This window comes from Clostridium mucosae, from assembly GCF_024622765.1.
Lineage (GTDB): Bacteria > Bacillota > Clostridia > Clostridiales > Clostridiaceae > Clostridium.
On record NZ_JANKAF010000010.1, the window covers coordinates 111152 to 135441 of the forward strand.

Here is a 24290-nt window from a genome sequence, read left to right on the forward strand (position 1 = left end):
AGTAAGAATGCTTATATCCGATATTTTATTTTCTAATTAGAAGATAGTAAGTTTATATGATAAAATTATTAAGTAAGGGTGGTGTAAATTATGAGCAGAGCATTAAGTTTTTATGAAAGTAAAATATCAAAATATGAAGAGAAGATAAAAGATCTAAATAAAGTTATAACTAAGCTTTCTACTTTAAGATTAATTATAGTTATTATGGCTATATTATCGGCATACTATTTTTACAAAAGAGAAAGCATAGTATTATTAATATTATCGATAGTTATGTTTACAGCCATATTTATTGTAGTAGCATATTATCATAATAAAAAAATTCAAGAGAAAAAAGAATATAAAGTATATATAAATATAAATAGTAATGGAATAGCTAGAATAAAGGGGACTTTTAAAGAAAAAGAAGATAAAGGTGAAGAATTTTTAAGAGATGAGCATCCTTTTGCAAGTGATTTAGATATATTTGGAAGAAATTCGCTTTTTCAAATGATTAATTCAACAAAAACTAAGTTTGGAAGAAATAAGCTATCTCAAATGCTAAACTTAAAGACAATTCCAAATAGAGAAGAAATATTAAAAAAGCAAGAAGCTATAAATGAGTTAGGTGAAAAAGTAGAGTGGAGACAACGTCTAGAAGTTAAATCCACTATTAAAAAGAGCGGGACAAAAGATATAAATGAACTTTTAGAGTGGGCAAATGGAAAAAGTGAAATAAAACCATTATTTAAGGTAGTTCCCTATTTATTTATAGCAATTACTATGATATCAATAGTATTAGTAATTTTAAAAGTATTACCAATAAGTTATATCATTTTAGTTTTTATGATTAATTACTTAGTAGTAAAAATACTTACAAAGGATTTAGTACAAATTATAAAATTATTTGATAAACATAAAAAAGATATAGAGGCATATACAAATTTATTAACTCTTATAGATAGCGAAAATTTTGATTCAGTACTTTTAAAAGAGCTAAAGAATAAATTATATTCTTCTGAAAATAAAAGTTGTGTTGATGAAATGAAAGCACTTAAAAGATTAGTTGACTGGTTAGGGGATAGCTCATCTAACGCATATTATTTATTATTAAATGTAACTGTATTGTCAGATACTTTTATTTTAAGAAATTTAGAAGAGTGGAGAAGACTAAATGGAGATAAAATAGAACAATGGCTTAATATAATGGGAGAGCTTGAAGCCTTATCTAGTGTATCTAATTTATCATTTGATTTTGATAAATGGACTTATCCTAAGATTAGTACATCAGATGTAGTCGAAGGTATAAATGTAGGTCATCCTATGGTAGGTGAAAAAGCTATAGTTAACAGTTTTACATTAAAAGATGATGCAAAGGTTGCTTTAATAACAGGTTCAAATATGTCGGGTAAAAGTACTTTTTTAAGAACTATTGGGTTAAATTTGCTTTTAAGCTATATAGGAGCTCCTACTTGTAGTAAAAGTTTTACTTGTGGAATTTTTAGTATATATACATGTATGAGAACTAAGGATAACTTAGAGGAAAGTATATCATCATTTTATGCAGAAATATTAAGGATAAAGATACTTATTGAAGCTGCCAAAAATGGAGAAAAGGTATTTTTCTTATTAGATGAAATTTTTAAAGGTACAAATTCAAAGGATAGACATGAAGGTGCACAAGTTCTTATAAATCAATTAGTAAAAAATAATGCTATGGGACTTGTTTCTACTCATGATTTAGAATTATGCGATTTAGAAAAAACAAAGAAATGGATTAAAAATTATAACTTCCAAGAATACTATGAAAAAAACAATATTAAATTTGATTATAAGTTGAGAGAAGGAAGAAGTACAACTCAAAATGCAGTTCATTTGATGAAGTTAGCAGGTATAGAGTTTAATGATAAATAAATAGAGCTGTCTAAGACAGCTCTATTTAAAATTGTGAATTTAAAATAATAATATTTATATAATTTTGAATTTAATATTTTTAATTGAATTTTATGATATATTTTCAAATTTTATATAGTAAAAATTCTAAATACTAGTGAAAAATATTAATAAAAATGGCATAATATACCTATAATAATAATTGATGAGAGGTATAAAAATGGCATTTATAATAATTGATTTAGAATTTAATAATCTAGAAGGAATACATAAGTATTATCCAAATATATTTGATGATTATCCTAATTTACAAAATATAGATTTAGATAATGAAATAATAGAAATAGGTGCAATAAAACTAGATAATTATATGAAGCCGCTTGAAGAATTTAAAGAATATATAAAACCATCTGTTATTCCTGTGCTAAACCCTAAAATATCAGAAATAACAAACATAAAAGAAGAGGATTTAGAAAATGGAGTATCATTCGAGGTAGGAATTGAGAATTTATCAAGAATTATAGATGATGGTGATATTATTTGCTCTTGGGCAAAGGATGATATTATTGAAATAATTAACAATGCAGTATATCATAAATATGATAATTTAGATTGGCTTAAAAACTATCTTGATTTACAAGAGTATTCAACAAAAATACTAGCTAAAAAGAAATCACTTAGCTTGAAAAATGCCTTAGAGGAATTAAAAATAAGAATAGATAAAGATAAGTTGCATGATGCTTTAAATGATGCTATTTATACTTCTTTAGTATTTAAAAGAATATATAATTCAAGAGTGCTCAAAAATTATATAATTAAAGATATTTATAATATGCCTGCAGTAGTTATAAAAAATTTATCAGAGTATAATTTAGATTTGGATAAGATAAACTGCAAATGTCCTAAGTGTAATGTGGATTTAGAAATTGAGCATGATTTTATACCTATAAAATGGAGATTTGTATCTCTTTGTAAATGTCCTAAGTGTAACAATAAGATTTTAAATGAGGTAATAGTAAAAAAGACTTTTAGTGGAGAGGAAGTTTATAAAGAAATTTCTACTATTGTAGATGAAATAGAATATATGAATTATAGTTATAAGATCAAAAAACTAGATGATAAATTAATAAAATATTAAATAATTATAATTTTAAAACTATTACATTGTAATTATGATAAAATGTATATGTGTATTAGTTTTAAATTATAAGTATGGGAGATTGATAAAATATGAATATAGCATTTTTTTTAACACCTAAAAATGAGGTTATATATGAATATTTAGATGCAACCATGAGACAAGTTATAGAGAGAATGGAACATCATGGATATACAGCTATTCCATTAATAGATAAAGAAGGAAAATATGTAGGAACATTAACAGAGGGAGATTTGCTATGGAAGCTAAAAAATACTCCGGATTTAAATTTTAAAAATACTGAAAATGTTAGAATTATAGATATTCCAAGAAAAAGAAAGCATAAAAGCGTTTCAATAAATGCAGATGTAGAAAGTTTAATTTCACTTGCTACAAATCAAAATTTTGTACCAGTAGTAGACGATGAAGGAATATTTATTGGTATAATAAAAAGAAGTGATATAATTAATTATTGCTATAGCGAAATGAGAAAGAAGAAAATAGTATAATAAAAATATATAGGAGGATTGGTTATGATAATAGTTATTTCTCCTGCAAAAACTTTAGATTTTGAAGAAAAAGATAATAACTTACCAATGAGTGAGCCGAGATTTTTAGAAAAGTCGCAGGAAATTATGAATGAATTAACTAAATATGATAGTTATTCTTTAGAAAAACTTATGAAGATAAGTACTAAATTAGCAACAGTAAATAGGGATAGAATTGAAAAATGGACAACTAGTTTGGATACTTCTAAACAAGCATTATTAGCCTTTAGGGGTGATGTTTATAGGGGAATGGATGTTGGAAGTTTATCTCATTCTGAGCTTTTTTATGCAAATGATCATTTAAGAATTTTATCTGGTTTATATGGAGTATTAAGACCATTTGATGGGATAAATGAATATAGATTAGAAATGGGAATAAAGTTACCAGTTAACGATTTAAAAGATTTATATGAGTTTTGGGATGAAATCTTAGAAGAGAGTATATTAGATGAAATAAAGAATCATAATAATAAAACTATAATAAATTTAGCATCGCAAGAGTACTTTAAATCAATTGAAGGTTTAGCAAATAGAGAAGAAGTCAATGTAATCACAATAACATTTAAGGAATTTAGAGGTGATAAGTATAAGATAATTTCCTTAAATGCTAAAAGAGCTAGAGGTATGATGAGTAGATATATCATTCAAAATGAAATAGAGGATATAGAGGACATTAAAAAATTCAATTTAGATGGATATGAATTTAATGAAGAAATGTCTACTGAGAAAGAATTAGTTTTTACTAGAGAATAGTGAAAAAGTAATAGTTTTAGAAATATTTTAGTAGGATAAGCTGAAATTATAATAATATATTAAAAAAATTTATATATTGCATATTTTAATAGTATGAAGCTATTAGAATTAGTGAACTAAAATAAACTAAGGGGGTCGTGAAACGCGATCCCCTTAGTTTACATATTGAGAAAATAGCTAATTACACAAAATTTTCGTTTTTTTAAGAATTACTAATTAAATTTAAGCTTGTTCATAGGTTTCAACAACTAAATTAAATTCTTCTTCATCAGTTATTTCACCAAACTCATCAGATGAAATTCCAGGATAATAATAAAGAATAAATTTATCGTTAGAATCACTAAGGTTTTCTAATGCTATATACAATCTATCATATTCACAATTTTCTATAGTAGCAAGAACCTTATATCTACTAGCTTTACCTGTATTGTTATTAGTTAAATCCAAAATAAAGTTATTATTAAAGCGAACATTTAATTTAGATTTATCACAGGTTTTTATATATGAATTAGCTCTACAACCACTGCAACTTTGAAATTGACATTCTTTTATGCAGTTTAAACATGAACATTTAGAACAATTTTTAAATTGATTAAAGGCTGCTAAGTTATTTTGTTTATAGTCGGTTAGTTTTAAAACACTATTATCTTTTTTGAAAAAACTAAATTTTTTATTTTTATTAGAGTATTCTGTATCATTTAACATATCCATATATTCTTTTAAGATGGGAAGTTTAGAATAATACTTTCTCTTTTTTAAAATATTTTCATCAAGGAAAGGGCTAACTTCACTTATAGCATAAGTTATATCGGTATATACTTTACCAATAGTAGCCTTTTCTTCATTTATGAAATCAATAGTACTTGACATTTAATCACCTAATTTGCATTTTTGTATTTTTCAAGCTCTAAATCAAGATCAACAGTATCTAAAGCATCAAATTCACTATCAAAATTATCAACATCTCTAAGCTCACCTAGACCATTAGCTAGTGATTCATGTTTTTGAATTTTTCTTTCTATGCTATCAATTTCAATTGAATTTGATTTTGTTTGAACATTAGCAAGAACTTCATTAACTTTTTGAGTAGCCTTTGCATTGCTATATCTTGCAGCAGCTTCATCTCTATAATTTCTTGTCTTTTCAATTTCTGATTCTAACGCAGCTAGATTCTTTTTAATAGTATCTGCTTGAGCTCTTGCAGTTTCATAGCTAGATTTTAAACTTGTATATTTCTTTTCAGATTCAATCTTTTTAGCTAAAGCTCTTTTAGCTAAATCTTCATTGTTTTTAGATAAAGCTAATTTAACCTTATCTTCAAAATCCTTAACTTCTAATTCAGCAGATTCCATTTTCTTTTTAATTTCATGTGCATTTCCTATGATTTGTGCAGAGTTTAATTTAGCTGAATTAAGTTGTTTTTCCATATCCCTAATTTTTTGATCTAATAATTCTATTGGATTTTCCATTTCATCTAAAGTTGAATTTACCTTTGATTTTAACATATTTGACATCCTTGTAAAAATTCCCATAATTTGTCCTCCTGAAATTAATATTTTCTATTTTTCAAATAAATTCGTATTACAATAACTATAATTATGAAGATAATAGCAAGTGTAAATATAGAACCAAAGGAGATGCCACCTCCCCCTCTGCTAAAACCAAAATTTCTCATAGCAGAAAGTCCATATGCCATTTTCCCGAAAGAAAAGCCTTTATCATAATTAGTTGTTGTATTCGTATTATCTTTATCTTGGGTGTTTTTGTTTTCACTTGTAGAATTACTTGAACTTTTCTTTTCATCATCTGAAGTTGTACTAAATGATCCAGATGAAAAGTTCTTAGAGGTTCCAGACTTACCTTTATCTACATTGCTAAAGGAACCGCTTTTATATCCACTAGATGAAGTCGATGTGGATTTTGAGTCTGAACTTGATGTACTTGATTTACTATTACTGCTACTAGTACTTGATTTAGAACTGTTGGAACTCTTTGAGCTATTACTAAAAGAGCTACTTTTAAAACCACTACTTGATTTAGATACATTTGATTTACCACCACTAGATTTAAAGCTACTAGAGCTAGATTTAGAACTAGATTTAAAGCCAGAACTAGATTTAAAGCTTCCAGAGCTTCTAGGTTTAGCAGAAACAGTTATTTCCCCATGCGTAATATTATCAAATACAGAGATTGCATCAATAAGAAAACTAGAAGTTAGGAAAACAAAAGTTAATAGTAACGTGAAAATTAGTTTTCTATTATTCTTTTTTATAAATTTCACCTCCAAGAAAAGATTGTATTTATATATTATAGTAAAAATAATAATTTCTCAAAACTCATTTAAAGGTAAATAGTAGCAAAAATTAAGAAAAGCATTAAAAATCTAAATACATCTCACTATATCGTAACGATACTATCATTTAATATTTGATAATAACCTTTTAAGAGTTAATAAATAACTTGTAAAAATGATTTAAGATTTTTTTATAATATATTTAATTATAGCATATTTAAATAATTTATATAAGTTTGAGTATATATAATAAATATATTTGAGATTATGAAGATATTAATAAATTTAAAGTCTTGTAATCAATATCAGATTATTCTAAAATTAATTTATTATACAACATTTTTAAGGAGTGAAATACATGACAAATCAAAATTTAGAAGGAACAATGGGAGATTTATTAAAAGACTTCGATGTTAAAAGAATAAGAACAGGCGATATATTAGATGGTGAAATAATTGATGTAAATGATAAAGAAGTTATGGTAAATATCAATTATGCATTTGACGGAATGATTTCAAAGGAAGATTTAACGAATACTGAGAAAGATCCTAGGGAAGTTGTAAGTAAAGGAGATAAAATAAAAGTATATGTCTTATCACCTAACGATGGAGAAGGATATGTTAAGCTTTCAAGAACAAAGGCTTTAGAAATAACTGAGAGAGAGGAAATTGAAAAAGCTTTTAAAAATGAAGAAAATGTAACTGTTTATGTTAAGGAAGAAGTTAAGGGAGGTTTAGTTGCTTATTATGGAAATATAAGAGTGTTTATACCTGCATCATTAGCTTCAAGAGAAAGAATAGAATTAAACACATTAGTAGGAAAAGAATTAGAAGTTAGAATTATTGAGTTAGATTTTAAATCAAGAAAGATAGTTGCATCAAAAAGAGTTTTAGAAGATGCTATATATGAAAATAAGAAAAAAGAATTATGGAAATCAATTAAGTCAGGAGAAAAAAGAACTGGAATAGTTAAAAAGATAATTAAATCAGGTGCGATAGTTGATATTGGAGGAATAACTGGTTTAATTCATTTAAATGACTTATCTTGGGGAAGAGTACACAGAGCTGAAGATGTGGTTAATATAGGAGATAAAGTTGAAGTATTTATTGGAGAAGTAGATACTAAAAATGAAAGAGTATCATTAATATTAAAAGATATAGATCAAGATCCATGGGAAACAAACGTATCAAACTTAAAAATTGGTGGTATTTTAGAAGGTAAGGTAGTTAAGTTCCTTAACTTTGGAGCATTTATAGAGTTATTCCATGGAGTAGAAGGATTAGTTCATATAAATGAAATATCAGAAGAAAACATAGCTAAGCCATCAGATGTATTAACACTAGGACAGAATGTAAAGGTTAAAGTTTTAGATGTTGATAAAACTAATAAAAAAATATCATTAACTATAAAAGATGCAGAAGAAAAGTCAAAGGAATATTTACAATATAACGATAATGATGAAGGTGTATCATTAGGAGACTTGTTTAAAGGATTATTTAATTAATAGATGAGAATTAAACTTAATGATATGTATTAATTTTCCGATTTAATACATATCATTAATGAGGCTAATTCTTCATTTATAATTTTAAGTGCCAAATATAATCTGGCTAAGATAAATAGACCGTGAAATAAGCATATAGCGAGCGATTAGAAGTACTTGGCGAAGGAAGAGCTACTAGGCTTTAGTATTGCTTAATTGTTTGAGCGCAGCGCGAGTTAACCAAAACTCTTGGCATAGTAGTTTTTCCGAGCCTAGTACTTCTTTGTGTAGCTATTTAGCTTATGGAGCAGATCTATTTATCGAAGCCTTTATATTCATGAATAAAAGTATACTACACCTTTTCTATTTTAAGCATATTAGTTCCACCAGTAGTAGCACTTGGCATTCCTGCTGCAACTATTATATCATCACCTTTTTCAGCTATAGATAAATTAGTAGCAACTTTTTTAGCTTCACTTAATATTTCATCAGTAGTAGTAAATACATCACATTTAGTAGGGAAAATACCAAAATTAAGATTTAATCCTCTTCTAACTTCATCGTGGGGAGTTATAGCAATAATTGGGCACTTAGGTCTATATTTTGATATAAGCTTAGCTGTTGCGCCGCTATTTGTGGCAGCAACAACTGCTTTTGCATGCAAAAGGTTTGAACTTCTACAAGCAGAATAGCTAATTGCTTCAGAAAATGATGTTAATGAAGGTTCTTTTAATCTTTGATTTAAATAATTATAATCTAAATTATCTTCTGTTTCTATTGCTATTCTAGACATCGTTTCGGCAGCTTCTATAGGATAATTTCCATTTGCACTTTCACCACTTAACATGATTGCATCGGTTCCATCAAATATTGCATTACATATATCACAAGCTTCAGCTCTTGTAGGAAGAGAATTTCTAATCATTGAATCTAACATTTGGGTAGCTGTTATAACTATTTTACCAGCTTCATTACATTTTCTAATTATGTTCTTTTGAATAATAGGAACTTTTTCAATAGGAATTTCAACTCCCATATCGCCTCTAGCCACCATTATTCCATCGGCTGCTTCTATTATAGAATCTATGTTATCTACGCCTTCTTGATTTTCTATCTTTGCAATAATTTGTATATAATTACCACCATGAGTTTTTAAAACATTTCTTACATCTTCAATATCGGAAGCTTTTCTAATAAATGAAGCTGCAACAAAATCAACTTTATTCTCACAACCAAAGATTAAATCTTTCTTATCCTTTTCAGTTATTGAAGGTAAATTTATTTTTACATTTGGAACATTAACACCCTTGTGATTTTTAATAGTTCCAGCTACTGTTACTTTACACTTAATGTTATTTCCTGTTACATCTTCTATTTTAAATCTTAACAGACCATCATCAACTAAGATTTCTCCACCAACTTTAACATCCTTATATAAATCTACATAAGATATGGAGCACTTTTCGGTATCGCCAAGTATTTCTTCACCACAAATGAAAGTGAAATTTTGACCTTCTTTAAGATCAACTCCGTCATTTACAAAATTATGTGTTCTAATTTTAGGTCCTTTAATATCTAGAATGATAGCAGTAGGGGCATTTAAATCTTCTCTTATTTTTTTTATAAGATCAATTTTTTCTTTATGAGTTTCATGAGTACCATGAGAAAAATTTAATCTGGCAGCACTCATTCCTATTTTGATAAATTCTCTTAAAGTCTCTTCGTTATCACTAGCAGGTCCGATTGTAAAAATCATTTTTGTTTTTTGCATAAAGATCACCTCACATTTAAATTAGCACATACAATATAAAGAATATTTTGAATAATCATAATAAAAAAATATAATTTAAGTATTATATATACTATGATATACTTAAAACTATATAATAATTCTAACATAATTTACTATGAAGGGAGAAAAAAATATGAACATTTTACAAAATTTAGAACCAAAAAGCGTTTTTAAATACTTCGAGGAAATATCACAAATACCTAGAGGCTCAGGAAATGAAAAGGCTATAAGTGATTATTTAGTTAATGTAGCAAAAAAATTAAATTTAGAAGTAATACAAGATGAAGCATTAAATGTTATTATAAAAAAACCAGGAACAAAGGGATATGAAAACTCTGGAACTGTTATACTTCAAGGTCACATGGATATGGTTTGTGAAAAAAATAAAGGAACAGACCATGATTTTCAAAAAGATCCATTAAAGTTAAGAGTAGTTGATGATATGGTTTATGCAACTAACACTACTTTAGGAGCAGATAATGGTATTGCAGTTGCATATGCTTTAGCAATTCTTGAATCAACAGATATACCACATCCATCAATAGAAGTATTAATAACAACAGATGAAGAAACTGGTATGTCAGGAGCTATGGCAATTTCAAAAGAGCATATAAATGGAAAAATATTATTAAACTTAGATAATGAAGAAGAAGGTCATTTATTAGTAAGTTGTGCAGGTGGAATAAGAAGCAAACATACATTAAATGTAACTCTAGAAGATGCTGGTGATTATAATAACTTCTTACATATTGCAGTGAGGGGATTAAAAGGTGGCCATTCTGGAATGGAAATAAATAAGGAAAGAGGAAATTCTAACAAGATAATGGGTAGAATTTTAAAATCTTTATTAGCTGTAGATTATAAATTAGTTTCAGTAAATGGTGGATCTAAAAATAATGCTATACCAAGAGAAGCTGATGCAATAATAGGATTAAAATCAGAAGATGTAGCAAAGGCTAAGGAATTAATAAATAGTTGGAATAAAGTTTTATTAAATGAATTAAAGACTCAAGATCCTGGCGTTAATATCACTATATTAGAAAATACAGAAAATGTAGAAAAAGTATTTACAAAAGAATCTACTGAAAAAGTTGTAAACTTATTATACTTAATACCTAATGGAATAAACACAAATAGTGTGGAAATAAAGGATTTAGTAGAAAGTTCAACTAATTTAGGAGTTGTAACTACTGAAGGTAATAAAGTAGAATTTGACAGTGCTATAAGAAGTTCAGTTGCATCATTAAAAGATGAAATAGTTTTAAGAAGTAAAACTATAGCAGAACTTATGGGAGCAGAATTTGAAACAACTGCAGGATATCCAGAATGGCAATACGATAGCGAATCAAAAGTAAGAGGAATTTGCCAAGATGTTTATAAGAGAATGTATGGTAAAGAAGCTAAGATCGTTGCTATTCACGCTGGAGTTGAATGTGGATTATTTAATGAAAAGCTAGGAAAGCTAGATATGATTAGCTTTGGACCAGACCTTTATGATGTTCATACACCACAAGAGCACATGAGTATAACATCAGTTAAAAATGTTTGGGATTACTTATTAGAAGTTTTAAAAGAATTAAAATAAACTTATTAATAATTAAATAAATATGTAAATATAAATAGCTAGACTATTATTTTATAGTCTAGCTATTTATATTTACTGAAAAGTTAAAATGGAAATAATGGAGAGGTTGAGGATGTTTTGTTATGCAAAATTAAAAAAAATAATTTACATAATGAATATTATTAAATCCACTTGAATATATATTTAATATAAAAAGAGGGGGATGATAAAATGAAGTACACAAAATATAATTACAAAAAGAAAAATGAGGGGGCTAAGTTTTTGACTTCCTTAGTTATGACAACACTTGCAGCTGTAGTTATAGGGCTAATAGGAGCATGGGTATTACTTAAGATTATTCCTGATATCAATAAAGGAAATGTAATAACACAAGAGCCGGTAGTGAATGTAAATAATAATGCCGAAAATAATACACAGCAGGTTCAAGAGCAAAAATTTGCATTTATACAATGTGGTTATTTTTCAAAAGAAGATAATGCTAAACAAGTGTTAGCCAAAATAGAAAACGAATTTAACTCTTTTATGATTAAAGACGAAACAGGAAAATTTAAAGTCCTAGCTGGTATAGCAAAAGAAGAGGATAGTTCTGAAATAACAGAAAAATTAAAAGAAAAGTCAATTGAAAATGCTAAAATAGGTGTATCATTAAATAAAAATGATGAAGTCCAAGGACAAATAGGAGCTATAACAGAAGGATATCTACAAATAATAAATACTGCAAGTGAAGATGAAGTAAAAGAAATAAATACTAGTGATTTTAAAAATTGGACCAAGGAATTGAATGAGGTTAAAGAAGGTGATGGGGTAGATGTACTTAAAGAATATAAGGCGCATATAGAATCATTACCAGAAACTATTAATAAGGAAAATATAGTATCAGAATTAGGGTATATTTATTCTATTTTAGTGAACTGGCAGAAATAAAAAACAGCATATGGATAAAAATAACAAAACTATTACAAATAAATAAAAATTAAATAAAGAAAGACAAAGCCACTTGTTTGAAAACTTATATAATGATACACTATATAAGATATAAGATAGGGATAAATGGCTTTGTCTTTATATCTTTGCATTGCTAATTTAAATATTTTAAAACTTAAATGATTAAACCATACCGTTTTGTCAATACTATAAAATATGTGTAAAAATAGGATGTGATAGGTTTGAATTATGTATTAGCGTCTGGCTCAGAAAGACGACAGGAACTATTGCATAGAATAGTAGATGAATTTGACATAATAGTAAGTGACTTCGATGAACGTAAGATTTTATTTAACGGAAATGTAGATGAATATGTAATTGATTTAGCTAAGGGAAAGGCTCTTAGCGTTAAAGAGAGTCTAAAAGAAGAAGCTATAATAATTGCAGGAGACACAGTAGTAGTTTTAGATGATAAAATCTTAGGAAAACCAAATAATGAAGAAGATGCATATAGCATGTTAAAACAACTTAGTGGAAAAACTCATAGAGTTTATTCTGGATTAGTAGTGATAAACATGTACAATAATAAAGTTGAAAAAGAATCTCTTTATACTGAGGTTAAATTTTCTAATTTAACTGAAGAGGAGATAAAAAGTTACATAAAGACTGGAGAACCGCTTGATAAAGCAGGTGCTTATGGAATACAAGGGTATGGTGGAGTTTTTATAGAAGGTATTAATGGCTGTTATTATAATGTAGTAGGATTACCATTAAATCTTTTAAATAAAATGCTTAAGAAGGTTAAATAATAGGGATTTAGGGTATATTTATTAATAAAACTATTATTATTTTGAGGAGTATTTATATGAATAATAGTATAAAAGTGATAGATATACCAAAAGAAGAAAGACCTATAGAAAAATTGCTTATAAACGGACCTGAAATACTAAGTAATGCAGAACTTCTTGCTGTGATTTTGAGGACGGGAACAAGAGGCGAAAATGTAATTTCTTTAAGTACAAGAATACTTTCAGAGTTTGATGGACTTAATGGTTTATTGGACATAGGTATCAGTGAAATTACTAGTATAAAAGGAATAAAAAATATAAAAGCAAGTCAGATATTAGCTATAGGAGAGCTCTTTAGAAGGTTTAATTCATTAAATCTAATAAGAGAAGGTAAAAGTATATCTTCTCCAAGTGATATAGCAAAGCTTTTAATAAATGAGATGATGAGTTTAAAGCAAGAGATATTAAAGTTAATAATGTTGGATACAAAAAATAATATTATAGGTATCAAGGATGTTTTTAAGGGAAGCCTTAACACATCTATAGTGCATCCGAGAGAAATATTTAAAGAAGCTCTTAAGAAAAGCAGTTCAAGTATAATTATTTGTCATAATCATCCATCAGGGGATCCTACACCGAGCAAAGAGGATATAAATATTACATTAAGATTAAAGGAATGTAGTAGAATAATAGGGATAGATTTATTGGATCACTTAATAATTGGAAAAGATAAATTTGTAAGTTTAAAAGAAAAAGGAATAATTTAAGCGAAAGGGGAATTCATATGGGATTTTTCAGTAGTAATAAGGATATGGGAATAGATTTAGGAACAGCAAATACGCTTGTTTTTGTTAAAGGTAAAGGTATAGTTTTAAGCGAACCTTCAGTTGTGGCTATTAATAGTACAACAAGAAAACCTTTGGCTGTAGGTGCTGAAGCTAAACTTATGATAGGAAGAACACCTGGAAATATAGTAGCTATTAGACCATTAAAAGATGGTGTTATAGCTGATTTTGATGTAGCACAAACAATGTTAAAAAAATTAATAGAAAAAGTAACTAGCAAGAGTGCATTTACTAGTCCAAGAATTATAGTTTGTTATCCTTCAGGGGTAACAGAAGTTGAAAGAAGAGCTATAGAAGAAGCAGCTAAGTTTGCAGGGGCAAGAGATGTTGTATTAATGGAAGAACCTATGGCAGCAGCTATTGGAGCAGGACTTCCAGTTGGAGAGCCAACAGGAAGCATGATAGTTGATATCGGAGGCGGTACAACAGAAGTTGCTATAATCTCATTAGGTGGAATAGTAACAAGTAAGTCATTAAGAGTTGCTGGTGATGAATTAGACCAAGCAATAATGGCATACATTAAAAAAGAATTTAACTTAATGATAGGGGAAAGAACAGCAGAGCAAGTTAAGATGGAACTTGGTTCAGCATATAAGATTGATGATGAAGAAATGAGTATGGAAATTAAAGGTAGAGATATGATTACTGGATTACCAAAAACAGTAACAGTTACAGATACTCAAATTAGAGAAGCATTAAAAGAACCTGTATATGCTATCATAGAATCAATAAAGACAACTTTAGAAAAGACACCACCTGAATTAGCAGCAGACATAATGGAAAAAGGAATAATGTTAGCTGGTGGAGGAGCTCTACTAAGAGGTTTAGATCAATTAATTAACCACGAAACAAATATGCCTGTTCACATAGCAGAAACACCGCTTGATTGTGTTGTTTTAGGAGCAGGTAAGGCATTAGATAACTTTGATGAATTAAGTAAGAGTCAAAGAGGTCAATAATGAAGCTTCTAAAAAATAAACTGGCAGTTACTATAATAGTGCTGTCAGTTGCCTTTTTAGGCATAATTATTTATACAATGAATAATGAACAAAAAGGTATTGTTTCTAGTGGTGTAGGTAGTGCTGTTAATCCTCTTCAAAAAGTAGTTTATTCAATAAATGATAAGATAAAAGGAACATTAGATTTCTTCTTAAATTTCTCAAAAATAAAAGAAGAAAATGAAGAATTAACTAAAGAAAATATAGATTTAGAAAATAAATTATTAGAATACGATAAGTTAAAAGAAGAAAATGATAGACTTAGAGAAGTCTTAAATTTTAAAAATTCAAAGAACAGCTATGATTACTTAGGTTGTGAAATAATCGGGTATAGCGGAGAAAGCTTTTCAAATGGATATGTTATTGATAAAGGTGAAAATGATGGCTTGAAAAAAGACATGATTGTGATTTCAAACAAGGGACTTGTGGGACAGGTAACTAGTACTGGGTCAAATTGGGCTATAGTTCAAAGCTTGCTAAATGAAAATATAGCAGTTTCAGTAATGGTAAATAGTACAAGGGAAACAACTGGAATCTTAAAGGGATATGTAAGTAATAGCAAGCAAGGATTAACAAAAGTTACTAATTTGCCTATAGATTCATCAATAAAAGAAGGTGATGTAATAGTTACATCAGGACTTGGACAAATATATCCTAAGGAAATCAGAATTGGAGAAGTTTTATCTATAGAAACAGATGAAGTTAAAGTAATGAAAACAGCTATAGTTAAGCCTTTTGTTGACTTTAATAAGCTAGAAGAACTTTTTGTAGTTATACCTAAGGAAACAAGAGAAGTAAAATATGATAATTAGAGGTTAATATATGAAAAAGTGGGTTTTAATTTTAATTTCATTAGTACTTTTAATACTAGATAATTCTCTTATGCCTTTTTTTGCTATAAAAGGTGCTTATCCAAGTTTGCTTTTTGTTTTTGCAATTGCGTATTCTATAATAAATGGAAAATCAGAAGCTGTGTTTATTGGGGTTATGACTGGATTAATGCAGGATGTATTTTTCTATAATGGATTTGGTATCAATGCATTAATAAATATGCTTATATGTTTAATAGCTGCAATTATAGGTGAAAACATTTATAGAGAAAAGAAACTTATACCAGTAATATCGGTTATATTTTTATATATATTAAAGGTATTAGCAGTGTTTACAATATTTAAGTTCATGGGAAAATCTATAGATATACAAATAGGAATGTTTACTGCTTTATATAGTTCAGTAGTAATGTTTTTAGGGTATAATTTTGTTTTAAGGCTTTATGATATTGAATATAAGAAAAAGTCATGGAGGTTTAAATGATAGTAAATAAACCGAAAAAGAAGAAGAAGATTTCAAGATATACTGTTTTAAATATTATAATGCTAGCGCTTTTCACTGTAATAATGTCAAAGCTCATATATATTCAGATTTATAAACATGAGGATTATAAGGAAAGGGCAGATATAAGTTCGACAAGATTTATATCAGAAAAAGCACCTAGAGGAAAGATATATGATAGTGAAGGAAATGTTTTAGCAACAAATATTCAAACATATACATTAACATATACTAAGCCAAGTGATGAAAAAGAGAATTTCTATGAGACTATGGATAAAGTATTTAAAATATTATCTGAAAATGGAGAAAAGTTTCAAGATGATTTAATGCTTAAGATAGATAGTAGTGGAAAATTCTATTTTGATTTTAAGACTGATGATGCAGAGACTAAAAAAATAGTAGAAGTTAGATTTAAAAGAGATAGAGGCTTAAATGAAGCTATAGAAAAAGAGCTTTTTGAAGGTAAGGAGTCAGATTATACAGATGAAGAAATTGCTAAAGTAGATAGTGAACTTTTAAAGCTATCTGCAGAGGAAACTTTTTATGAATTAGTTAAGATTTATGATATGCAAGAGCTTATAAATCCATCTCCTATCCAAGAAGATGGAGAAAGTGATAAAGAATATGAGGCAAGAGTAAATGCATATGAAGATAAGATGGAAGCTTATGATGATATGTCTGGTAAGGAAATATTAGATGAGCTTTTAGCCACATATTCAATTAATGATATAAGAAATTATATAGTAATAAAAGATGCTGTAAAAATGCAAAGTTTTAAGGGGTATAGAGCAGTTACAATTGCTTCTAATATAAAGCAAGATACTGCATTTATAATATATCAAAAATTAAATGACTTAGCAGGTATAGATGTAAGTATAGAACCTATTAGATACTATCCTTACAATAACTTAGCATCAGGAGCTTTAGGATATTTATCATCTATAGATGCTTCTAAAGAAACAAATTATGAATTACGAGGATATGATGTGTCTTCTGATTTAATTGGTGTAGCAGGAATAGAATCAGCATTTGAGGATCAGTTAAAGGGAACTAAAGGCGGAACAACTGTTAAAGTTAACTCTAAAGGAAGAGTGACAGAAGAACTATTTAAATTAGATTCTTATCCAGGGAATAATGTTCACTTAACAATAAATAAGGATGTTCAATATGCAGCTGAACAAGCGATGAAAGATACCATGGAACGTATAAAAGGTATTGCGCCAAATGCAACTAGAGGTGCTGTTGTAGCAATAGAAGTTAATACTGGAAGAGTAATTGCTATGGTTAGTTATCCAGGATATGATCCTAATATTTTTTCAATACCAGGAAGGCTAACAGAAGATTTATCAAAGCAGTACTTTGATCCAGATATAGATAGTTTTGCTAAAGAATATATGAAAAGAACTGGTGCCACAGGAAATATAGATGAGCTATTCCCGGTAGATGAAGATACAGGAAAAAGAAGGGATGGAATAGATGCATACCCAAAAAACTTTTTCAATTATGCAACTCAAGGTTCATTACCACCAGGATCAGTATTTAAACCACTTACAGCTGTGGCTGGATTGATGGAAGGTGTAGTTACTCAATATGAATCTATGAATGATACTAGTGGTACATGGAGCAATGAAGATTTACCTGAAGTACGTGAAAATTTTGAAAGGGTAGCAAATGGAGCAACTGATTTAAGAAAGGCTTTACAAGTATCATCTAACTATTATTTTTATGAACTTGGATATAGATTGTATAAGCAAAATGGTGGAGATATTAATGCTTTAGATACCCTAGCAAAATATGCATGGAAATTTGGGCTTGGAGTAGATCCAAAGTCACCACAAGCAGCTAATCCAGCAACAGGAATTCAAATACAAGAGAATTTTGGGCAAGTATACAACTTTTATTCTTGGAAAAATCAAGTACTTAGTACTCCAATGTTTGAAATAGTTGGTGCACTAAAGGCTGGAAATTATTATTCATTTTCATTTATACCATTTGATATAGAGGATAATGAAAATGATTCTGATGAATTAAAAGAAGCAAAAACTGCTCTTAAGACTCAAATGAAGGATGCACTATCTAAAGTTGGTACGGATGAAGAAATAAGAGATAATACAAAATTTGCCGAAAGCATATTACCATATATTAAAAAGATAATGGATATATCGCCACAGTATAAGAGTGCTGTTGAAGAAGCATCAAAGAGAAGAACTGTAGATATTGATGAAGAAGCAGGCGTTATTTCAGATGCAATTGCATTCTACACTATAAATAATAAGCCAGCAGAGATGAAAACTGCAGGCCAAATAGTATCAAGTGCTATTGGGCAAGGGATTAATAACTTTACGCCAGTTCAACTTGCAAACTATGTTGCAACTTTAGCAAGTGGTGGAACAAGATATAAGGTTACTATTGTAGATAAGATAACATCACCAACAGGAGAAGTTATAAAAGAATATAAACCTGAGGTTGTTGATAAGTTAGAAATACCAGGAGATTATTTACAAGCTATAAAAGAAGGAATGTATAGAGTTAATACTAGTCCAAGTAATGGGACTGCATATACAAGTTTTGCTAATTTCCCTATTAAGGTTGGAGGAAAAACAGGTACAGCCGATTTTAGTACAGATGAACAATATACTATTCAAGGTAGATTAGCATATGGTAACTATATAAGTATGGCACCTTTAGATAATCCGCAAATAGCTATTTTCTCTACTATTTATGATGGTAAAAAAGGTAGTGAAGGTGCAACAATTCATAAAGCTATATACGAAGCTTTCTTTAAGGATGAATTATTGAAACTTGATCCTTCATATGCTTCTAAATCAGAATCATTTAGAAAATATGTTGTAGAATCACCTCTTAAAGATAATAAAGATGATAGTATAAAGCTAGATAACAGCTCAACAAATACTAATACAAATAGTAATAGTAATACTAGTACAAATAATCAATAACCAATAAAAACCATGTTTTTACATGGTTTTTTTTATTTTATTATAAATTATGTAAATTATTGTTGTTAAGTGATATAATATAATTGTATAATTATAGATATATAATAAAGTTTATAATTATTGAAGCTTTAATTATTGGTGGAGGGTGACCAATGAATGACGATAGAATTCAGATAAAAGGTACAAAAGAAGGTATCAATGCAACTATTGATATGGAGAGATTTAGTGATTTTGATGAAATGCTGGAAGTATTAGTAGATAAGCTAACAGCAGGACAAGGATTTTACAAAGGCGCATCTCTTAAAATCTCAGCTAATTTAAAGAATGTAGATGAAAATGATATTTTAAGATTAAAAGATGTTTTATTTGAAAAAATACAAATCAAAGAATGTGCTTTTGAAGAGGTTAAAGAAGAAGAAGAGCAAAAAGAAAGTAAAATTTTTAATGGCGTATATGAAGGAAAAACTAAATTTATAAAGAAAACAATAAGAGGCGGACAATTAGTAAGGTATCATGGGAATATTGTTATAATAGGTGATATTAATAATGGAGCTGAGGTTTACGCAGGGGGAAATATAATTGTTTTAGGAACAATTAAAGGTCAAGTGCATGCTGGGGTAGGTGGCAATAAAAAAGCTATAATTTCAGCTTTTAGCCTTCAACCAGAAATACTCCAAATAGCGGAGATAGTTACTATAGCGCCAGAAGATGGTGTAAAGCCATCGTATCCGGAACTAGCAAAGATTAAAGACGATATTATCGTGGTAGAGCCATATTTACCAAAGAAATATATATAGCGTTGGAGGGAGAAAAAATGGGAATTTCTATAGTTATTACATCAGGTAAGGGTGGAGTTGGAAAAACAACAACTACAGCTAATATTGGTACTGCTTTAGCTGCACTAAATAAAAGGGTTGTGGTTGTAGATGGTGATACAGGTCTTAGAAATTTAGATGTTTTAATGGGGCTTGAAAATAGAATAGTTTATACAATAACAGATGTTATAGAAAATAGATGTAGACTTAAGCAAGCTTTAATAAAAGATAAAAGGTATCAAAATTTATGTTTATTACCTACAGCTCAAACTAAAGATAAAGATGATATAAGACCACAAGATATGCTGAAACTAGTTAATGAATTAAAAGAAGATTTTGATTATGTTTTAATTGATTGCCCAGCAGGAATAGAGCAAGGGTTTGAGAATTCAGTTGTTGGAGCAGATAGAGCTATTGTTGTAGTTAATCCAGAAATAACTTCAGTAAGAGATGCTGATAGGGTTATTGGGAAATTAGATGCAAAAGGTCTAGATGATCATGCAGTAATAGTTAACAGATTAAATTATGAAATGACTCAAAGAGGAGATATGCTAGATGTTCCAGACATAATTGAAACTTTATCAATAGAACTTTTGGGTGTAGTTCCTGATGATAAAAATATAACTGTTTCAACAAATAAAGGAGAACCTATAGTCCTTGATGATAAATCAATGTCTGGACAAGCTTTTAAAAACATAGCTAGAAGAATAAATGGAGAAGAAGTACCCCTTTTAGATTTAAAAACAGGGGGAGAAGGTTTTTTTGCATCACTAAAAAGATTATTTAAGCGTTAGTAGGGGGTTATGAGAGGTGGAATTTTTTAGAAAGTTTTCAAATAAACCAACACCTAAAGAGGTGGCAAAAGATAGACTGAAGTTAATATTAATACATGATAGAGGGGATTTACCTCATGAAACCCTAGAAAAAATAAGAATGGAAATATTAGAAGTTCTATCTAAGTATGTAGAAATAGAGGCAGATGATGTTGAAATAGCCGTAAGCAAAACTGAAAATGTTGAGGGAAATAATCCAGCTTTAGTAGCTAATATTCCAATAAAAAACATAAAACAACCATAAGAGAAAAAGTTAACACACTTTTTCTCTTTTTAAATTAAATTTAATTAATATTTTCTTAAATTTTAATTATTTATCTCAATTATTATAGAGAAAGCATTGATTTTTGGATATAATAATTCTTAGGTTGAAAGATGGAGGTGAAATATGTTATCAAAATTTAAAATAGACTTTAAAAAGTTAAAAGAAATAGATAAAGTGATGTTATTTTCAATGATTGCTTTAATGATATTCGGAATAATTAATATATATTTAGCTAGTGTAGCTGAATTTGGAACATTATTCTTAAAGAGACAATCATTATGGTTTGTTGTTTGTTTAGTAGCTTTATATTTTGTTGTAGCAATTGACTATACATTATTAAAGTCATATACTCCTCTTTTTTATTGGGGATCTATACTTCTGCTTATAGTTACTATATTTATAGGAACTGACATTAATGGAGCAAGAGGTTGGATAAGACTTGGACCATTATCCTTTCAACCATCAGAATTAGCCAAAATGGCTACTATAATGATGCTAGGAAAAACATTAGAAGAAATGAATGGGACAATCAATGAGTGGAAGAACTTTTTAACAATGGCATTCTATGCTATAGTTCCAGCAGTGTTTATAGTTATACAACCAGATATGGGGATGACAATGGTTTTATTCTTTATAGTTTTAGGAATATTTTTTATTGGTGGACTAGATTTAAAAATTATTGGTGGTGGAATTTTATCATTACTTTTGGCCGTGATAATAGTTTGGAATTCAGGACTTATTCAAGATTATCAAAAGAAAAGAATAACTTCATTTATGAATCCAGAGTCAGATACTTCACAGTCGGGATATCAACTTAGACAATCTCTTATAAGTATAGGCAATGGAGGAGTTTTGGGATTAAAGGGATCTTCAACTAAGGAAAACTCTGTAGGATATGCAGCTCAATATGTTCCAGAAGTTCAAACTGACTTTATATTTGCAAGTATAGGTGAACAATGGGGAATAGCAGGTGCAGCACTTTTATTATTACTATATGGACTTTTGATTTCTAAAATGATAGCGATAGGAAGAACAGCTAAAGATACTTTTGGTTCAATAATCTGTGTAGGTCTTGTTGCATATTTCTTATTTGCACTTTTACAGAATATAGGTATGACTATAGGACTTATGCCTATTACAGGTATAACTTTACCTTTACTTAGTTATGGAGGTACTTCATTACTTACAACTGTAATGTCAATTGGATTAGTTCTAAACGTAGGAATGAGAAGGAAAAAAATATATTTTTAATAATAAAAAAGCTATAGAAGGCTTTGAATCTTCTATAGCTTTTTTTATTTAAGATTGCAAAATATATCGTATGTAGCATAAATCACTATTACTGAAAATATAAATACAATATTAAGAGATAGGAGTGAGGTGTATGGACAGGTACAGAGAGGAGTACAAGGAATATTACGATAAAATAAGGAAAAAAGTAAAAGGAAAACCTGATAAGCAAGAAAGGATAATTAGTACGAGGGATGACATATATCCAAATGTAAGAAATGTTCATAATTTTAGTTATCAAAGGGGAAGTTATGGAGCTGCAACACCTAAAAAAAGTATGGGATATATAGATAAGTTTATTCTTAGATTAATATGTACTTTTTTATTGCTCTTAGGAGTTTTTACATTAAAGACTATACCTAATAGTAATGCGAAGGAGCTATATAATATATGTAAAACTACTGTAGGTACTAATTTTAATTACGATAATATATTATTAAGCATGGATAAGATGGGGATTGATTATAAAAGTGTATTTAATATTATAGAAGAAAAATATACTGATGTAATGAGTGAAATAAAAAATTTAGATAAAGAAGTGCCAAGCTTTAAAGAAGAAGGAGCAAAAACAAATATTGATAAATCCGGAGACTCTAGAGATATGCAAAATAAAGAAGATCTATTGGAAGCTAATGATAAATTAAGTATAGATAAAGATACTAATACACAAGAACAAGATAACATAGATGAAAGTCAAAGCACATTAACTGAAGAGAATACTACAGATAATCAATAATTATAAAAGGTGATTTTAATTTCAAGAGGTTAGAAATAGAGGGTGATTTATATAGAGATGTAGCAATTTTTAGGGAGATATAAATGAAGAGAGAGACAAAAAAAATATTGGCAGAAATAATATTAATAGTTTTAGTTTGCAGTTATAACAGTATGTTTATATTTGCGTTAATATGGGTATTTCTACATGAGCTAGCGCACATACTAGTTGCATTAAGGTTTGGTTGTAAGTTTTATAATATGGAATTCCATGTATTTGGAATGAAGGCAGAACTTATAGATATAGATAGTTTAAAAGAAAATCAAAAAATTATGGTTTATTTATCGGGAGCATTATTAAATATAGTTCTTGCGATATTTTTCTATATTATAAATATTAATTATAATTCTAGTTTTATAGAAACTAGTATGTATTTAAACATAGGGTTAGCAGTATTTAATTTATTACCTGCATATCCACTAGATGGATCAAGAATATTAGAAATTATTTTATCAAAAAAAATATTGTTTAAAAAAGCCCAAAAGATAATTAGTATAGTTAGTTTTTCAATAGCAGCTTTATTTATTATAATATCAGTTATTATTTATATATTTCTACATAGTCTAAATATAAGTATGATTATAGGTGCAGTAATCATAATATACATTACTAGAATGGAAGAGCATACTACAATGTATATAACTATGAGCAACGTAGTTAAAAAAAGAAATAAGCTTTTAAAAAATAAATATATAGAGAATAAATCCATATCAGTATATTACAAGCAGGGACTTGTTAATGTATTAGCTTTAGTTGATAGAAACAAATTTAATACATTTTATATTTTAGATGATGATATGAAGCTTATTTATATATTAAATGAAGATGAGCTAATTGATGGGTTAAAGGCTTATGGAAATATGACTTTGGAGGAGTATATAAAACAGAAAGCTTTGATATCTAAAAATGGTATAAATTTATAAGGTGTATATAGTGAGTAATAGATTTACTTTTTAGATGTATATATGCTAGAATAGAAAAGATATAAAAGATATAAAAGAAGT

General features: G+C 28.2%; 23 protein-coding genes. 20 read left to right on the forward strand and 3 right to left on the reverse strand.

Annotated elements, in window-relative coordinates:
• The first annotated feature begins 90 nt into the window (after positions 1 to 90).
• The 4 genes from NSA50_RS12235 (at position 91) to yaaA (ending at position 4311) form a co-directional block, all read left to right on the forward strand.
• Complete coding sequence (locus NSA50_RS12235) at positions 91 to 1893, forward strand: MutS-related protein (protein ID WP_257445408.1); 1803 nt, start codon at positions 91 to 93, stop codon at positions 1891 to 1893.
• Positions 1894 to 2092: 199 nt separating this feature from the next.
• On the forward strand, positions 2093 to 3010 hold the full coding sequence (locus NSA50_RS12240) for a 3'-5' exonuclease (protein ID WP_257445410.1): 918 nt from the start codon (positions 2093 to 2095) through the stop codon (positions 3008 to 3010).
• 92 nt (positions 3011 to 3102) lie between these two features.
• The gene (locus NSA50_RS12245) at positions 3103 to 3519 is read left to right on the forward strand and encodes a CBS domain-containing protein (RefSeq protein ID WP_008676675.1); all 417 of its coding nucleotides are present in this window, start codon (positions 3103 to 3105) and stop codon (positions 3517 to 3519) included.
• A gap of 24 nt (positions 3520 to 3543) precedes the next feature.
• Positions 3544 to 4311, forward strand: a complete 768-nt coding sequence (yaaA, locus tag NSA50_RS12250) for a peroxide stress protein YaaA (protein ID WP_257445413.1) — start codon at positions 3544 to 3546, stop codon at positions 4309 to 4311.
• Positions 4312 to 4533: 222 nt separating this feature from the next.
• Here yaaA and NSA50_RS12255 read toward each other — a convergent pair whose 3' ends face one another.
• Complete coding sequence (locus NSA50_RS12255; RefSeq protein ID WP_257445415.1) at positions 4534 to 5181, reverse strand: DUF1292 domain-containing protein; 648 nt, start codon at positions 5179 to 5181, stop codon at positions 4534 to 4536.
• 8 nt (positions 5182 to 5189) lie between these two features.
• Complete coding sequence (locus tag NSA50_RS12260; RefSeq protein ID WP_257445417.1) at positions 5190 to 5843, reverse strand: PspA/IM30 family protein; 654 nt, start codon at positions 5841 to 5843, stop codon at positions 5190 to 5192.
• A gap of 231 nt (positions 5844 to 6074) precedes the next feature.
• Here NSA50_RS12260 and NSA50_RS12265 point away from each other — a divergent pair, with 231 nt between their 5' ends.
• The gene (locus NSA50_RS12265) at positions 6075 to 6665 is read left to right on the forward strand and encodes a hypothetical protein (protein ID WP_257445419.1); all 591 of its coding nucleotides are present in this window, start codon (positions 6075 to 6077) and stop codon (positions 6663 to 6665) included.
• Between the two features lie 297 nt (positions 6666 to 6962).
• Positions 6963 to 8108, forward strand: coding sequence for a 30S ribosomal protein S1 (gene rpsA, locus NSA50_RS12270; RefSeq protein WP_257445421.1), 1146 nt, complete (start codon positions 6963 to 6965; stop codon positions 8106 to 8108).
• A gap of 331 nt (positions 8109 to 8439) precedes the next feature.
• On the opposite strand, the gene pyk is transcribed toward rpsA, so the two are convergent.
• Complete coding sequence (pyk, locus tag NSA50_RS12275) at positions 8440 to 9858, reverse strand: pyruvate kinase (RefSeq protein WP_257445423.1); 1419 nt, start codon at positions 9856 to 9858, stop codon at positions 8440 to 8442.
• A gap of 154 nt (positions 9859 to 10012) precedes the next feature.
• On the opposite strand from pyk, the gene NSA50_RS12280 reads away from it, so the two are divergent.
• The 14 genes from NSA50_RS12280 to NSA50_RS12345 all read left to right on the forward strand — a co-directional run bounded on the left by NSA50_RS12280 (position 10013) and on the right by NSA50_RS12345 (position 24209).
• Positions 10013 to 11464: an aminoacyl-histidine dipeptidase gene (locus tag NSA50_RS12280; RefSeq protein ID WP_257445425.1), complete on the forward strand. Its 1452-nt coding sequence runs from the start codon at positions 10013 to 10015 to the stop codon at positions 11462 to 11464.
• Between the two features lie 210 nt (positions 11465 to 11674).
• Complete coding sequence (locus NSA50_RS12285; protein WP_257445427.1) at positions 11675 to 12388, forward strand: SPOR domain-containing protein; 714 nt, start codon at positions 11675 to 11677, stop codon at positions 12386 to 12388.
• Positions 12389 to 12630: 242 nt separating this feature from the next.
• Complete coding sequence (locus NSA50_RS12290) at positions 12631 to 13197, forward strand: Maf-like protein (RefSeq protein ID WP_195262704.1); 567 nt, start codon at positions 12631 to 12633, stop codon at positions 13195 to 13197.
• Between the two features lie 56 nt (positions 13198 to 13253).
• Positions 13254 to 13943, forward strand: a complete 690-nt coding sequence (gene radC, locus NSA50_RS12295; protein WP_195262703.1) for a RadC family protein — start codon at positions 13254 to 13256, stop codon at positions 13941 to 13943.
• A 17-nt stretch (positions 13944 to 13960) separates the two neighbouring features.
• Entirely contained in the window at positions 13961 to 14980 is a 1020-nt protein-coding gene (locus NSA50_RS12300) for a rod shape-determining protein (RefSeq protein ID WP_195262702.1), read from the forward strand.
• A complete protein-coding gene (gene mreC, locus NSA50_RS12305) occupies positions 14980 to 15831 on the forward strand; it encodes a rod shape-determining protein MreC (protein WP_195262701.1) in 852 nt (283 codons plus the stop codon). The genes NSA50_RS12300 and mreC overlap by 1 nt, the downstream gene beginning before the upstream one ends.
• Positions 15832 to 15841: 10 nt before the next feature.
• A complete protein-coding gene (gene mreD, locus NSA50_RS12310) occupies positions 15842 to 16333 on the forward strand; it encodes a rod shape-determining protein MreD (RefSeq protein ID WP_195262700.1) in 492 nt (163 codons plus the stop codon).
• Positions 16330 to 19308, forward strand: coding sequence for a penicillin-binding transpeptidase domain-containing protein (locus tag NSA50_RS12315; protein WP_257445431.1), 2979 nt, complete (start codon positions 16330 to 16332; stop codon positions 19306 to 19308). The genes mreD and NSA50_RS12315 overlap by 4 nt, the downstream gene beginning before the upstream one ends.
• A gap of 152 nt (positions 19309 to 19460) precedes the next feature.
• Positions 19461 to 20105, forward strand: a complete 645-nt coding sequence (gene minC, locus NSA50_RS12320; protein WP_195262698.1) for a septum site-determining protein MinC — start codon at positions 19461 to 19463, stop codon at positions 20103 to 20105.
• Between the two features lie 17 nt (positions 20106 to 20122).
• Complete coding sequence (gene minD / locus NSA50_RS12325) at positions 20123 to 20917, forward strand: septum site-determining protein MinD (RefSeq protein WP_195262697.1); 795 nt, start codon at positions 20123 to 20125, stop codon at positions 20915 to 20917.
• Between the two features lie 16 nt (positions 20918 to 20933).
• Positions 20934 to 21200 carry a cell division topological specificity factor MinE gene (gene minE / locus NSA50_RS12330; RefSeq protein WP_195262696.1) on the forward strand — a complete coding sequence of 89 codons (267 nt, stop codon included), beginning with the start codon at positions 20934 to 20936 and terminating at the stop codon, positions 21198 to 21200.
• A gap of 144 nt (positions 21201 to 21344) precedes the next feature.
• On the forward strand, positions 21345 to 22472 hold the full coding sequence (gene rodA / locus NSA50_RS12335) for a rod shape-determining protein RodA (protein WP_195262695.1): 1128 nt from the start codon (positions 21345 to 21347) through the stop codon (positions 22470 to 22472).
• Positions 22473 to 22605: 133 nt separating this feature from the next.
• Entirely contained in the window at positions 22606 to 23247 is a 642-nt protein-coding gene (locus NSA50_RS12340; protein WP_257445437.1) for a peptidase M23, read from the forward strand.
• An 83-nt stretch (positions 23248 to 23330) separates the two neighbouring features.
• Complete coding sequence (locus NSA50_RS12345) at positions 23331 to 24209, forward strand: site-2 protease family protein (protein WP_195428866.1); 879 nt, start codon at positions 23331 to 23333, stop codon at positions 24207 to 24209.
• The last annotated feature ends 81 nt before the right edge of the window (positions 24210 to 24290 follow it).